The sequence below is a fragment of the Moraxella sp. K23 genome (assembly GCF_041154765.1).
Taxonomy (GTDB): domain Bacteria; phylum Pseudomonadota; class Gammaproteobacteria; order Pseudomonadales; family Moraxellaceae; genus Faucicola; species Faucicola tetraodonis.
This window is the reverse complement of sequence record NZ_AP031595.1, coordinates 984,292-997,574: the sequence shown is the minus strand read 5'-3', so window position 1 is coordinate 997,574 and position 13,283 is coordinate 984,292. Positions and strand designations below refer to the sequence as shown.

The 13,283-nt window shown below is 33.7% G+C and carries 13 protein-coding genes; all 13 read right to left on the bottom strand.

The window, feature by feature from the left end:
• Window positions 1–35: 35 nt before the first annotated feature.
• The 13 genes from ACAM37_RS04370 to rfbA are packed head-to-tail and all read right to left on the bottom strand — an operon-like array spanning window position 36 to window position 13,282.
• Window positions 36–1,487, bottom strand: coding sequence for a capsule assembly Wzi family protein (locus ACAM37_RS04370; RefSeq protein WP_369626681.1), 1,452 nt, complete (start codon window positions 1,485–1,487; stop codon window positions 36–38).
• The gene (locus ACAM37_RS04365) at window positions 1,459–2,013 is read right to left on the bottom strand and encodes a sugar transferase (protein ID WP_369626680.1); all 555 of its coding nucleotides are present in this window, start codon (window positions 2,011–2,013) and stop codon (window positions 1,459–1,461) included. Before ACAM37_RS04365 ends, ACAM37_RS04370 begins: the two co-directional genes overlap by 29 nt.
• A 5-nt stretch (window positions 2,014–2,018) precedes the next feature.
• A complete protein-coding gene (locus tag ACAM37_RS04360; protein WP_369626679.1) occupies window positions 2,019–2,945 on the bottom strand; it encodes an NAD-dependent epimerase/dehydratase family protein in 927 nt (308 codons plus the stop codon).
• 52 nt (window positions 2,946–2,997) lie between these two features.
• A complete protein-coding gene (locus ACAM37_RS04355) occupies window positions 2,998–4,029 on the bottom strand; it encodes a WaaS/CpsH family glycosyltransferase (RefSeq protein ID WP_369626678.1) in 1,032 nt (343 codons plus the stop codon).
• A gap of 1 nt (window position 4,030) precedes the next feature.
• Complete coding sequence (locus ACAM37_RS04350) at window positions 4,031–5,170, bottom strand: NAD-dependent epimerase/dehydratase family protein (RefSeq protein WP_369626677.1); 1,140 nt, start codon at window positions 5,168–5,170, stop codon at window positions 4,031–4,033.
• Window positions 5,167–5,769 (bottom strand): DapH/DapD/GlmU-related protein, encoded by a 603-nt coding sequence (locus ACAM37_RS04345; protein ID WP_369626676.1) that lies wholly within the window; start codon window positions 5,767–5,769, stop codon window positions 5,167–5,169. The genes ACAM37_RS04350 and ACAM37_RS04345 overlap by 4 nt, the downstream gene beginning before the upstream one ends.
• Window positions 5,753–6,850 (bottom strand): glycosyltransferase family 4 protein, encoded by a 1,098-nt coding sequence (locus ACAM37_RS04340; protein WP_369626675.1) that lies wholly within the window; start codon window positions 6,848–6,850, stop codon window positions 5,753–5,755. The genes ACAM37_RS04345 and ACAM37_RS04340 overlap by 17 nt, the downstream gene beginning before the upstream one ends.
• Window positions 6,847–8,166 carry an O-antigen polymerase gene (locus ACAM37_RS04335; RefSeq protein ID WP_369626674.1) on the bottom strand — a complete coding sequence of 440 codons (1,320 nt, stop codon included), beginning with the start codon at window positions 8,164–8,166 and terminating at the stop codon, window positions 6,847–6,849. Before ACAM37_RS04335 ends, ACAM37_RS04340 begins: the two co-directional genes overlap by 4 nt.
• A 3-nt stretch (window positions 8,167–8,169) precedes the next feature.
• The gene (locus ACAM37_RS04330; protein WP_369626673.1) at window positions 8,170–9,024 is read right to left on the bottom strand and encodes a glycosyltransferase family 2 protein; all 855 of its coding nucleotides are present in this window, start codon (window positions 9,022–9,024) and stop codon (window positions 8,170–8,172) included.
• Window positions 9,025–9,041: 17 nt separating this feature from the next.
• Window positions 9,042–10,328, bottom strand: coding sequence for an oligosaccharide flippase family protein (locus tag ACAM37_RS04325; protein WP_369626672.1), 1,287 nt, complete (start codon window positions 10,326–10,328; stop codon window positions 9,042–9,044).
• Between the two features lie 38 nt (window positions 10,329–10,366).
• Complete coding sequence (locus ACAM37_RS04320) at window positions 10,367–11,791, bottom strand: mannose-1-phosphate guanylyltransferase/mannose-6-phosphate isomerase (protein ID WP_472826329.1); 1,425 nt, start codon at window positions 11,789–11,791, stop codon at window positions 10,367–10,369.
• 31 nt (window positions 11,792–11,822) lie between these two features.
• Window positions 11,823–12,377 carry a dTDP-4-dehydrorhamnose 3,5-epimerase gene (rfbC, locus tag ACAM37_RS04315; RefSeq protein ID WP_369626671.1) on the bottom strand — a complete coding sequence of 185 codons (555 nt, stop codon included), beginning with the start codon at window positions 12,375–12,377 and terminating at the stop codon, window positions 11,823–11,825.
• Between the two features lie 8 nt (window positions 12,378–12,385).
• On the bottom strand, window positions 12,386–13,282 hold the full coding sequence (rfbA, locus tag ACAM37_RS04310) for a glucose-1-phosphate thymidylyltransferase RfbA (protein ID WP_369626670.1): 897 nt from the start codon (window positions 13,280–13,282) through the stop codon (window positions 12,386–12,388).
• Window position 13,283: the final 1 nt, after the last annotated feature.

The window sequence follows — 13,283 nt, the reverse complement described above, 5'->3', positions numbered from 1 at the left end:
AAAAGCCCTACTTGGGCTTTTTTTATAACTCAAAATTAGTAGCTATACTCTAACACCAAATTACCACCCGCATCTTTATCATCGCTGATGCTGTCTTTTTTACCCCAAACACCCAGTTTAACCGAGGTTTTGTCATTGTATCTATGTTTCCAATCGGCTTCGACAATATCCAAATCTTGCTTGGATGGAAAAGCTGAATTAATCACTTGATTAGACTGATTCACTTTGGCGTTGGCGTATTTTAACCCGAGCTGGTTATTAGCGTTAATATTACCTGATAGCCCCACACTAATGATTTTACCATCCCCACCAATCGGATGACCTAGCGGCAAGCCCTTTTGATAATAACCATCTTTATAAATGCTATGGGTGTAAATAGTATTGGTTTTATCAAGGTCATAGTAAGTATTCGCCCATTCTGCATGCCAGAGCCAAGGCCGTTGAAACAGCGGAATCGTACCTTTTAACCCTGCCAAATACGCCTTTTTAGTAGGCAAACCCCCTGCTTCATCTTCCCCAATAAATTCACCATAGACACTCACCGGCACATTCACCAACGGTTTTAAATTTAGCTGTGCATCGATGCCTGCAATTTGATCAGATATATCTGTGGGTGTATTATAGGTATTATCGTAACGACCCGTTAACGCCTTTCCAAGCGATTTTAACGACTCATCCCTTCCGTCACCGCCCCAAAGCAATGTTCTAGATGCACCGATTTGAAAGGCTTCATGCGGTTGAAAACTTGCCCGCATACCGATGAGCTTTGTATCAGGCACTGCCTGATAATCTTGTAATTGACCGGCAGTAATTTGATAATTAAAATTACCCAGTTTTGATAATACAGGAAAATTAATAGGGCTATTATTGGCACGCTGCATTAAAAAGCCCGTGACAGGTCTAGCCGCATCACTGCGAATTAAACTGCCATCCACCCCGTTGCCCCACCATACCGGAATACTACCAAAGGCAAGGCGATGATTACCTAATTTTGTACCGATGTAGCTGCCATCAAGATTAGACGACTTGCTAGGCTCATCATCATCGACATTTAAGGTGCCTTGAATTTTATAATCAATGTTCTCACCTGCATGACTATAAGAAATACTAACACCCAAAGGCGTTACCGTATTGCCTTCTGTATTAAATCCGCTAAACACCGCGCGCTCGTCACCATTGACGTTGCTCACTATTTGTAGCTTGGATACGTCGTTGGCTGCAAGCTTTTGTTTAACTTGACTAATTAACAGTTTGTCATTGTCTGATTTGGGCTGCGCTTGACTCAAGGCTGTCTGTATGGCTTCTGAACTAATCGGCCATGTTGACATATCAACATTTAGAACACCATTGAGTTTTAAAATCTCAAGTGTTTGACGTAGCTCACTATCAATTTGAACCAATTGACCTGCATGTGCAGAAAAACCACACAATAACCCCACACTAATTGCTAAAGGCAACTTAAGAAATTTTATATTGTTTAACTGCATCACCACTTCCTTTACCCAAAGCTGTTTTCATAATATAGCCAAAATATTTTTTTAGTGACAAGCTGTCAATCATCTCTTTATCTGTTTCGGCTAGTAATTTTGGCGTTGACATATCAATATTATTAATTTGTGCTAAACCCGTGATGCCAGGTAAAACATCATATACACCGAGTTTATCTCGCTCTTCAATCAACTCTTGTTGATTAAATAAGTTAGGTCTTGGTCCGACAAAACTCATTTCACCTTTGAGCACATTGATGAGTTGTGGCAACTCGTCCAATTTGGTTTTGCGCAACAATTTTCCAAGTGGCGTAATAGCAGCACTGTCAACCAAATGACTCGCAACGGATTGGGTTGCCAACTTCATGGTACGAAACTTGATAAGCTTGAACGCTTTCTTATTTTTACCCACTCTTTCTTGAATAAATAAGGGAGAACCTGTATCAAAATAGCCAATCACCACCACAATAATCATAATCGGCAAAGTGACTATCAATCCGATGAGAGCGAGCAAAATATCTAACAATCTAATCATTTTTTATTATCCCGATATAAATTCCCAACTTCTTTCAGGGCATTCAAACTATTTTTGGGTGGATGCCAATTAAAGAATTTTTTTGCTTTACGATTATCTATCTCTAAGTTTCCGTACAGCTGCTCAAATATGCCGACCTTACCAGTTGCATCTGCCAAAGTACTTAGCAATTTGGTTGGCACAGGTAATAGTATCATGGATTTACCCATACCTGAGCTCAAGCACTGTATTAATTGTTTAGTGGAAATCACTTCATCGTCAGCGATTAAAAAAGTTTCATTAATTTTAGTATCATGATAAATACAGGCAGTGATAAAACTAACCAGATTTTCTATCGAAATAAATGAACGCTGATTGTGAGTACAACCAAACGGTAAAAACTGTCCCAACTTGATTAGCATCAACAATTTTGAAAAATTACCAGGCGCATCGTGCGCATAGATAAGTGGCGGTCTAATAATGACTAAATCGGTCTTCGTATCTTTAAAAAGCTCTTCTAAAGCAACTTCCGCTTGATACTTAGAAATCGTATAGTCATTAATAGGATTGGGCGTATCTTGCTCGGTAAAAGCCTTACCATGGGTACTATTCCCATTTACCCCAATTGAACTCATAAAAATAAATCGCTTTACATTAGTCTGTAAGGCTTTACGAGCCAATTCTAGTGTGCCATCCACATTAATTTTTTTAAATTCGTCAACACTATTATTTTTGTTGTGAGCAATCCCTGCAAGATGAACGATAACATCAGTATCTTTGGGTATAGCAATATCAAAAAAGTTATTGCTAACAATCTGTTGAACCGATGATGGCAGAAGGTTACTTTTTTCTCTGACACACGCAATGACTTCATCGGTTTTGGATAGGTCATTAACGAGATATCGCCCGACAAAACCTGTAGCACCTGTTACTAAAACACTCATAAGATTACTTCTTTGATAATGTAAAGTATTAATTGCTTCTTTATAAAACTAATTACCAGTTAGTTTGTGTACTAATATCGAATATCTCTAAGCACCAACCTTTTAGTGACATAGCTTGGAGCATTTCTGAGGATATAGGCGAAAATGGTATGCAAAAAAAATCTTTATTAATTTTTGGATTATTTCTATCAATTACTAAAATATTTTCAGGTTTATAAAATGGATATTTTTTAATGTCTACATTAGTAGTAACCAATTTACAATTCGCTCCTAATGCTTCAAAAGTTCTCATTGTTAGTCCCTTTTGATTAGGATGATTAATATCCAAAATAGCCTTTGACTTTTCAAACAAGCGAATAATTTCATCGTGGGATAATGACTTGAAAGAAATTTTATCTCTATCGAAAATCTTAAAGTCATTGTTGAAATGTTTTTTAAGTTCAAATAAGGCTCTACTAGGAGAGTAATAGAATGTAAACATTTTTAATCCGCTTTTGCTACATTCCATATTTACTTTTTCAGCCACATTGTATCGATCTGAATGAGCTGTTCCTATGAAACATAAATCATATTCAAACTCATTTCTATTTTTCTTACCAACTTCTTCATAATCACTAGCAAAGAATAAGGGGCGAAAAGAAATATTATATTTTTTTGCATCTTCACGATCAAAACTATACTTCTTATCGAACAAAGGAAGAATATCTAGTCCTGCGGAATTATTATCAAATGAGTCCCAGGTATAAAAAATCAATTGAATATTTGGGTTATTTTTCTTAAGAAATTCTATGAAAAACTTGGGTGTGGTTTCTCCCTTTATTAAAAAAAAGTAATCATATTTTTTCTTGCCTAATTTTTCTATAAGCCCCATAAAATACTGTGTAATACTATATTGAATCAGTGATTTTTTTAATCTTATCGCTGCTTTAGTATAAAAATTATTATGTGGTCTCTCATCATACCAATCAACTTTTGCACCCAAATTCTCTAAAGATTCTTTTATTAAATTTTCATAGTTAAAAAATTTAATAGACATAAATAAAATTTCTTTATTATTTAAATCTCTTTTAGAAACATCCATCATACTATTTATATAATCCCTTGGCTTTCATCTCATCAATTGATTGTTGATAGTTATCTTTCTCGACTTCTTGGGTATTCACCCATTGGGCAAATTTTTGTAAGCCTTCCACAAAGCTAACTCTTGGGATAAATCCTAAAAGCTGATTTATTTTGCTTAAATCGGCATAATTATGTCGAATATCACCCAATCGATAGTTCCCCGACACTTTAATCGGCACGTCAATTTGATAATTTTTGGCAAGTTCATTGGCGACGGTAACAACATCTGTTGCGACCCCTGTACCGACGTTAAACACTTGATTGTTCGCTTCTTCTTTTTCAATACCTAAGATAGTAGCATCAACAACATCATCAATAAATACAAAATCTCGGCTTTCTTTGCCATCTTCAAAAATATTTATACCATTGCCATTTTTAATTTGAGTAGAGAAAATTGACAAAATACCTGTATAAGGATTTTTTAGCGATTGTCCTGGACCATAAACGTTTTGATAACGGAATGCCACACCTGCGATGCCAATTGTAGGACAAACTGTCATTACCATTTGTTCTTGATTTTGTTTGGTAATGCCATACACAGAAGATGGATGAATTTTCGAATCTTCATCCGTACCCACTAACGTCAAAGCAGATGAGTTAGGATATTTTACTTCAAAATCCCCTTTATCCATGTCAATGGCTTCACGCTGTGTCGGATAAACCGCACCAAGTTCTGGACTAATATATTTTCCTTCGCCATAGATTGAGCGTGATGATGCTACAACAACTTTTTTTATGGGATAATCACCATTGACCAATAAATCAAGCATCAAAGCTGTACCGTTGATATTAACATCAACGTATTTTTGGACTTCATACATGGATTGTCCCGTGCCAGTTTCGGCGGCAAAGTGCACAATCGCATCTTGGTTCTGTAGTGCTTTTTCCCAGTCTGATTTATTAGTGACTGAGCCGAATATAAAATTCACTTTGTCTTTGATACTCAGATATAGTGGTGATGTATTTTCTGGATTGCTGCCATGAATTTGGGGCGATAAATTGTCTAATACGGTCACTTGGTAGCCTTTAGCGATTAGTTTTAACGCAAGATTAGATCCAATAAATCCTGCACCCCCGGTAATCAATATATTTTTAATAGTCATATTCTTTCCCATTGATTGGTTTCAAAGTTGAATTTTTTTATTGGCTTGGCTGGCGAACCGACAGCAATAACATTTGGCGGTAATGATTTAGACACTACTGAATTAGCTCCTACAATTGTACCTTGACCAATGGTTACACCTGGCAACACTGATACAAACTCTCCCAGCCAAACATTATTTTCAATTTTAACGGGTTTGACTGATAGCGGTCTACCAATGGGGCTGGTCAAAGGATTACTGTCATTTGAGTCCCCTAAGTAACTACCATGCGAGCAATCAGAAATATAAATTTTACTCGCCATTAGCACATTATCACCAATTTCTACAGATTTGGCTGCGGTAATGTGTACGTAATCATTCATTTGAACATTTTCACCAAATTTTAAGACCATTTCACCTGTATCATCAATTGGAAAGCACTCTATCCTACAGCCAATACCTGTCGTCAAATTTTTGCCAAAATCAATATTTTTTTTATTTCGGATATCGATTGGGAAACGAATAAGACGTGCTTTACTAAATGACATTTTGGTTAAAACCAAATTTTTAGACAATTTTAGTAAACCCAAGATACCATATTGATCAATTTTTCTCATCATAAAGCTCTTTATAAAATTCTAAATATTGTTTGGCAGTATTATCCCAATCAAATTTTTTAGATTGAACAAAACCCTTCTCAGTCAAACGTTCTCTGAAAGCATTATCTTGCAGTTTATTAATTGCGTCAATGATTGAGTCTGGATGCTCAATATTATATATCAGCTCATAATCCCCAGCCACTTCTGGGATAGAAGAATTATTAAAGGCAATCACTGGACATTTGGTTTTCATTGCTTCAACAATGGGTATGCCAAATCCCTCATAAGAAGAAGGATAAACGAGTGCAAACGCTTGATTATATAAATAGTTTAGCTCTTCATTACCCAGTTTGCTTAATTGCAGATAATTATCGCCCAACTTTGCTTCAACCGCTTTTTTTTCAGCCACACTCAATGCTTCACCTACAATGACTAATTTGAGCGAGTCTAAAAATTTACTAGCTGCTTCAATGGCGAAGTCAAAATTTTTGTAATTCGTACGATGACCTATATATAGCAAATATTTTCGGTTAGCCAATGCTTCGAATCTTGGATTAACTTTTGATATATCAAATGCTTTATCAATATGATAAAAATCGTTACTTACTCCATTATATATCACTTTTATCTTAACTTTTTCTAAATCTAGATTGGGGCAGAAATGTAACAAGTCCTTCTTAGTATTTTCCGAGATACAAATGACACCTTTAGATTTGCTAACAGCGATTCGCTTCTGAAGCAAATTTACTTCTCTAGCTAAACCTTTTCTAAACTTCTCAGTAGTAAAGTCATGTATTGTTGTAACGTTTATAGCTTTTTCTGAATTTGAAAATCTAAAGTAGCTTGAATGAAAAATATGTTTTTCTTTAATTTTCTCAGTAAAAGGAAGATATCTTCTTATCTTTAAACTAAACTTTGACTCTTGCTTCACAGGGTTAAGCTGTAATGTTTTCCTAAAGATATTATCAGTTGGTTCTTTTTGGTCAAAAAAGATATTGTCATTATTCAGTACACTAAACCTTTTAAGTAATTCTGTCCAATAGACAGAACCGCCACCAGACCTCTGTAAAGAAAAAATTATATTGTCAAATACTAGTTTCATTTTAATCTCAGCCTGTGTAATAGAAAAAATAGAGAAATAAATATAAAAGTATACAGAAACGTAGCCATTTCACCTCTACAAAAATCAATTACCAATGTAAAGAATATAAAATTTAAAATTTGATTTTTATTGTTTTGCAGCTTTATAAGAAACCTTCCAATTAAAACAAAAACACCATAACATCCAATAAACCCAAAATTAATAAAAGCCTCTGTTACTGGACTATAAGCTAAACCAATTGTAGTATTATTTCCAAACATCTTTTTCAAAGTTTGATTTGCAAGAGACTCAGGTTTACTAGGAAATATACTTCTTGGAATAAAGATTGTGATAGAATTAACAATATAAGTACCCCCATAATTAAAATTATATATGTAAACATTCCTTCTATACTCTTCAATTTCATATTTTGTTGTAAAAAATGGATAAACAAACTCGTTATTCAATAAAGTATTAGTCACATTCTCATTAAAAGAAATTTTAACACCTGTATTGGCGCGCAGTGTGCCAAGGTAATTAAAACCAAATATTATAGTGATAACTATAATAAATGATGATAAACCAAAATTAATGTTCTTAAGGTTAACGAAGACCCAAAATACCCCTAGGATAATAGGTACAAAATCTCGTCTATTCCCTACACTTAACTGCATAATAATATAATATATAAGTAATAAACTAGTCGTAACCACAATTAGCTTACTAATTTTTTTATGGTAATATACAAAATAATTAAATATGCCAATTATTAATAACCCTACTACAACGTCCACTTGACTTAAACTATCAAACATTTCAAGTCTGTTTTCAACACCATTATTATTAAAACTAAACAAAATTCCAAGTTTATAAAAAAATATGGTTTTGTATAGAATCAATACAATCAACACACTTATTAAAAATGTCACATATATATTAGATTGCTTGTCACAATTTAAATTGTTTAGATATGACTTCCTATATTCGTTCTTAATTCTCTTAGTAATTATACCGACTGTTAATCCATTTATAGCTAGTCCATAGGCCAAAGTGGCAAAATAAGTTCCTTCAGAAATTGATTTATCTATAATTATTTCAATTAAAGAGTTAAACAAACCGTATAAGAAAATGAATAACAGTAATAAAATTGACGTATTATTTGCTAATAACGACGTATTCTTATTTTTGATAACTGAGAAAGCCAAAAACAATAAATATATATAAGTGACTATGAGGAAAGAATCATTTTTATTATAAAATAAAACTATAATAATTATTGACAAAACAAAAAATTGTAATAACCCTATACGATGAAATAACTCTCTCAATTTAAACATAAACTAAGTTCTCTTTAAACTTCTCTTAGCAAACAATTTGCCTATCTTGAGAGACAAATATTCTAGCTCATAATAATCCGACTTTGTTTTATCTGTAAAGTTGTAGATAATTGACGCAATCTTACTCATATATAAACGTTTGTAATATTTGGCGTCAAATTCATGCTTATGGCATAAATAGGCAGTACCACATCTATACTTGAAAACTCTGTTTAATGCTGATATATCACCTTTAGACAAAATAACCTGTGGATGATAAAACTTTATGTCAGGTGAATAAAAGGCTGTATAATTAGAAGTTGTAAGAATCCTGTAAAGCCAATCAAAACCTTCCTCAGCACCGAAAAACTCTCCTACCCCCATATTTTCATCAAAAAGATAATCATTAAATATTTCCCTTTTACAAACAACTGTTGCCTCAACGAATCCACCTAACATATTAGAACGATCAAGCTGATACTCACTTTTTCTGAATTTTAATACACTATCTTCATCTTTTTCATCAATACATTTACCAAAGACCATATCACATCTTTTTTCATTTAATAAATCCAATGCTTTTTCGTATGTATCCTTAAAAATCTTACAATCGTCATCAGGAAAGCTTATATATTTCCCTTTAGCCAAGCAGACCCCATAATTTTTCGCCTTTGAAAGCCCTTTAAAAGATACGTTTTCTTGAAAAATAGGTAATATAATTTTATATTTATCGATTATATCAGTTAGAAAAGACTCTGGATTTTGATCTACTATGATAATTTCATAATCAAAATCTAGATTTGCCACTAATATAGAATTAAGAAGCATATCTAACTCTGTTTTTCTTCCTAAGGTTGGTATTATGATAGATAATTGCATGAATTATAACCTTTCCATTAAAAATGAAGCTTATTTTTTATAATAATCTGTTTAGAATTTAATAAAAGACTTTTTTTAGTAACATAAACACAATACAGAATTTCTAATATGCCTGAGATAGCAATGGCAAATCCTACAATGAATATATTTTTATTAGCAAATAACATACCAGCAAAGCAGATAAGAAAAAACGAAAGCATTGCTATTGTTTGATTCTTTACAATTTCTTTCTGTAAATTATTTGGTAAAAATACGAAATTGATATATGCTCCAACTACCAACCATGACATAATGGTAACACTCAAGAAAAGCGAAAGAAAATAAGCCTCGCTCATTTCTTCTCCCCCTAAAAGCTTTACCGCATGTTTTCCAAATACTACTATTAAAACAATAGCTATAGTTGACAATATATACTCATACTTAAGGATTTTTTTGACAACATAATCATTAATGTTAGTTATTAACTTAGGAAAAATCGCTGCATTAATACTAGAAAAAATAACTCTTGGAACTATAATAATTTTGTTTGCCAAATCATAGATTGCTACATCTCTCATCCCCAAGTATGAACCAATTATAATAGGAATACTATATTCTTTTATTGTACCAGCAAAAGAACTAAAGAAAAAAGGTTGAGCCTCTAACAACAATAATTTAATTTCTGATGCACAAATTGTACAAAATTCAAACTTATACTCTTTTATTGTGCTAATAAAAATATATACAGCACCTATTAAACTAGTTGAAGTTATAATAAAACTATATACATAAATATCAGATGGCTCTTTTACTAATAAAAAAATAAATGGTAGAGACAACATTTTGGTAACAAATTGAATTAAGGTGACCCGCTTCATATTTTGTATACCTTGAAAAAACCATTGTGGCACCAAAATATAAGAATAAATCTGCAAATAAGATAAAGTAAAAAGTAATTTATTTGTGCGAAAGAATGGTACTGTAATTAAGAAAATTATAAATAGGACTGTAGTAATTAAAAAAAGTAAGTTTTTTGCATATAAAATTTGGACAAAAATTTTATTCAAATTATTATTTTTATGTGTGCTCTCTGCTACTTTCTTTGTTGCAGGTAAATCGAAACCAAAGTTAATTATGAATATAAAATAGGCAGCAAATGAAGATGCAAATATAAAAATTCCCCATGCATCCATTTCTACTTTTCTAATAACATAGGGATAAATTAAAAGATAAAAAAAGGAGTTCAGAAGCTGAAGGGCTGTCATAAAAAAGTAGTTTTCAATTACTTTTTTATTATTTGTTAAAACTTCTTTAATTTTTTTCACATAACACCTACAGGACTCAATAATAACTAAAACAAGCCTTATAAACGCCCGTATTTATCTTCAAATCTCACAATATCATCCTCACCTAAGTATGCTCCTGACTGTACCTCTATAATCTCCAAAGGTATCTTGCCTGGATTCTCAAGTGCATGGACAACACCAGCAGGAATATAAGTAGACTGATTTTCTGACAACATAAAACTTTTATCACCGTTAGTAATCAAGGCTGTGCCACTTACAACAATCCAGTGTTCAGCTCTGTGATAATGCATTTGGACAGATAGCTTAGCACCAGGCTTTACAGTAATTCGCTTTACTTGATAACGCTCACCATTATCGATACTATCATAACAACCCCAAGGACGCTGTACCACTCGATGATTTAAGTATTCCGACCTACTGCTTTTTTGCAAAGTTTCTACCACAGTTTTGATAGCTTGTGAATTATTTTTATTGGCAACTAACAATGCGTCTTTAGTGTCAATAACAACCAAATTATCCACGCCCACAATTGAAACTAACTTCTCATCACTATAAACATAAGAATTATGACTATCGTGATTAATGACATCACCGATTAATACATTATTAGCATCGTCTTTAGCTAAATTTTCCCAAACTGCATCCCAAGAACCAATATCAGACCAACCAGCGTCCAGCTCAACCATAGCTACATTGTCTGCTTTTTCCATAACAGCATAATCAATTGAATCATTTGGACAATCTTGAAAAATTTGCTTATCAACTCTAATAAAGTCCATATCATTTTCTACTGACGCTACACTTTTAGCGCAATATTCATAAATATTTGAAGAATAATTTTTTAGAGCTTCTAAATAACAGGAAGGCTTAAACATAAACATCCCACTATTCCAAAGATAGTTATGAGATGCCAAATACTCTTCTGCAGTTGCTATATCAGGTTTTTCAACAAATCTCGCAACTTCAAATCCATTAGCAAGCGATTTACCTTTTTGAATATAACCATAACCAGTTTCTGCTTTTGTAGGTACAATGCCAAAAGTTACCAGCTTATCGTCGATAGCCAAGGCTTGAGCTTTATTTATACTTTGTTCAAATGCTTCTTGATTTTTAATAACATGATCAGCTGATAAAATTAGTAATGTGATATCGTCTTCAGCATAAAGTTGATTTGCAAGCAAAGAAGCTAAGGCGATTGCTGGTGCAGTGTTTTTACCCACAGGCTCTAAAATAATCTTTGCATTACCACAACCAATCTGCCTAAGCTGTTCAGCAACAATAAAACGATGCTCTTCATTACAAATCACAATGGGTGGCAGTTTATCAAGCGAATCAATTCTCTTCACCGTATTTTGCAGCAATGAATTAGCCGAGCCATCTAATGCCAAAAATTGCTTCGGATACATTTTTCTCGATAATGGCCATAATCTTGTGCCTGAACCGCCTGCCAATATAACTGGTTGAATTTTATTAATTATCATTTTTTTTACCTTTATCAATTTTATAGCACACTTAAAAATCTTTAAAAGTCCCTGCTGTTTTATCTTTCTCGTTAATTAATAACTCATCAATGTTAGCAAATTGCCAATCAATCGCTAAACTTTCATCATTCCATAAAATGGCATCTTCACAGTCTTTGGCATAATAATCTGTGGTTTTATACAAAAACTGGGTATTATCTTCTAGTGCCACAAACCCATGAGCAAACCCTTCCGGTATCCAAAATTGTTTATGGTTGTCACCACTAAGTTCCACCCCTACCCACTGTCCATAGGTCGGTGAGCCTTTACGAATATCTACGGCAACATCCCATGCTTTACCTTGAACCACGCGTACAAGTTTGCCTTGTGCATGGGGTGGGATTTGGAAGTGCAGCCCACGTAACACGCCTTTTTTTGACATTGAGTGATTATCTTGTACAAATTTTGGCACGGGTAACCCACGCTCTGTCAAAGCTTCGGCAAATTTTTGCTCATTAAAACTTTCCATAAACCAGCCACGTTCATCGCTGAATGCTTTCGGTTCGATGATCAATAAGCCATGGATTTTGGTTTCGATAATATTCATTGCTATCTCTAATTTTTCGTAGATTTTTCTTGATACAGCTTTAGCAAATATTGCCCGTATCCCGTTTTTTTGAAAAACTCACCACGCTCTTTTAGCTCATCTACAGTAATCCAACCATTATTAAAGGCGATTTCTTCAAGACAAGCCACCTTAAGACCTTGGCGATGTTCAATGGTTTGCACAAACTGACTCGCTTCAATCAAAGAGTCATGTGTCCCTGTATCGAGCCAAGCAAAGCCGCGACCTAACAGCTCAACATTAAGCCCACCTTGTTCCAAATACACATTATTAACATCGGTGATTTCTAACTCACCACGGTGCGAAGGTTTGATATTTTTGGCGATCTCAACTACTTGGTTATCATAGAAGTAAAGTCCTGTTACTGCATAACTGGACTTAGGCTTTGCAGGTTTTTCTTCAATGCTTAATGCTTTACCTGAGTTATCAAATTCCACCACGCCAAAGCGCTCTGGGTCATTAACGTAATAACCAAAAACCGTTGCGCCTGCTTGTTGCCCACTGGCACGTTTTAATTTTTCACTAAAACCTTGACCGTAATAGATATTATCACCCAAAATCAAACAAACATCATCATTGCCGATAAATTCTTCACCTAAGATAAAGGCTTGTGCCAATCCATCAGGTGAAGGTTGTACTTTGTAAGATAATTTGACCCCAATTTCTTTACCATCACCCAGTAATTTTTCAAAATTTGGTAAATCTTCGGGTGTTGAAATAATTAAGATATCCTTAATACCTGCAAGCATTAACACAGATAATGGATAATAAATCATCGGTTTGTCATAGATTGGCAATAATTGCTTTGACGTACCCATAGTTATCGGGTAAAGACGAGTACCTGAACCCCCTGCCAAAATAATGCCTTTTCGATTTTTTTGGGTCATG

What these genes read in the sequence shown, in the direction of transcription:
- ACAM37_RS04370 (WP_369626681.1), bottom strand. Translation starts at nt 1,487, where the DNA reads ATGCAGTTAAACAATATAAAATTTCTTAAGTTGCCTTTAGCAATTAGT.
- ACAM37_RS04360 (WP_369626679.1), bottom strand. Translation starts at nt 2,945, where the DNA reads ATGAGTGTTTTAGTAACAGGTGCTACAGGTTTTGTCGGGCGATATCTC.
- ACAM37_RS04355 (WP_369626678.1), bottom strand. Translation starts at nt 4,029, where the DNA reads ATGATGGATGTTTCTAAAAGAGATTTAAATAATAAAGAAATTTTATTT.
- ACAM37_RS04350 (WP_369626677.1), bottom strand. Translation starts at nt 5,170, where the DNA reads ATGACTATTAAAAATATATTGATTACCGGGGGTGCAGGATTTATTGGA.
- ACAM37_RS04345 (WP_369626676.1), bottom strand. Translation starts at nt 5,769, where the DNA reads ATGATGAGAAAAATTGATCAATATGGTATCTTGGGTTTACTAAAATTG.
- ACAM37_RS04340 (WP_369626675.1), bottom strand. Translation starts at nt 6,850, where the DNA reads ATGAAACTAGTATTTGACAATATAATTTTTTCTTTACAGAGGTCTGGT.
- ACAM37_RS04335 (WP_369626674.1), bottom strand. Translation starts at nt 8,166, where the DNA reads ATGTTTAAATTGAGAGAGTTATTTCATCGTATAGGGTTATTACAATTT.
- ACAM37_RS04330 (WP_369626673.1), bottom strand. Translation starts at nt 9,024, where the DNA reads ATGCAATTATCTATCATAATACCAACCTTAGGAAGAAAAACAGAGTTA.
- ACAM37_RS04320 (WP_472826329.1), bottom strand. Translation starts at nt 11,791, where the DNA reads ATGATAATTAATAAAATTCAACCAGTTATATTGGCAGGCGGTTCAGGC.
- rfbC (WP_369626671.1), bottom strand. Translation starts at nt 12,377, where the DNA reads ATGAATATTATCGAAACCAAAATCCATGGCTTATTGATCATCGAACCG.
- rfbA (WP_369626670.1), bottom strand. Translation starts at nt 13,282, where the DNA reads ATGACCCAAAAAAATCGAAAAGGCATTATTTTGGCAGGGGGTTCAGGT.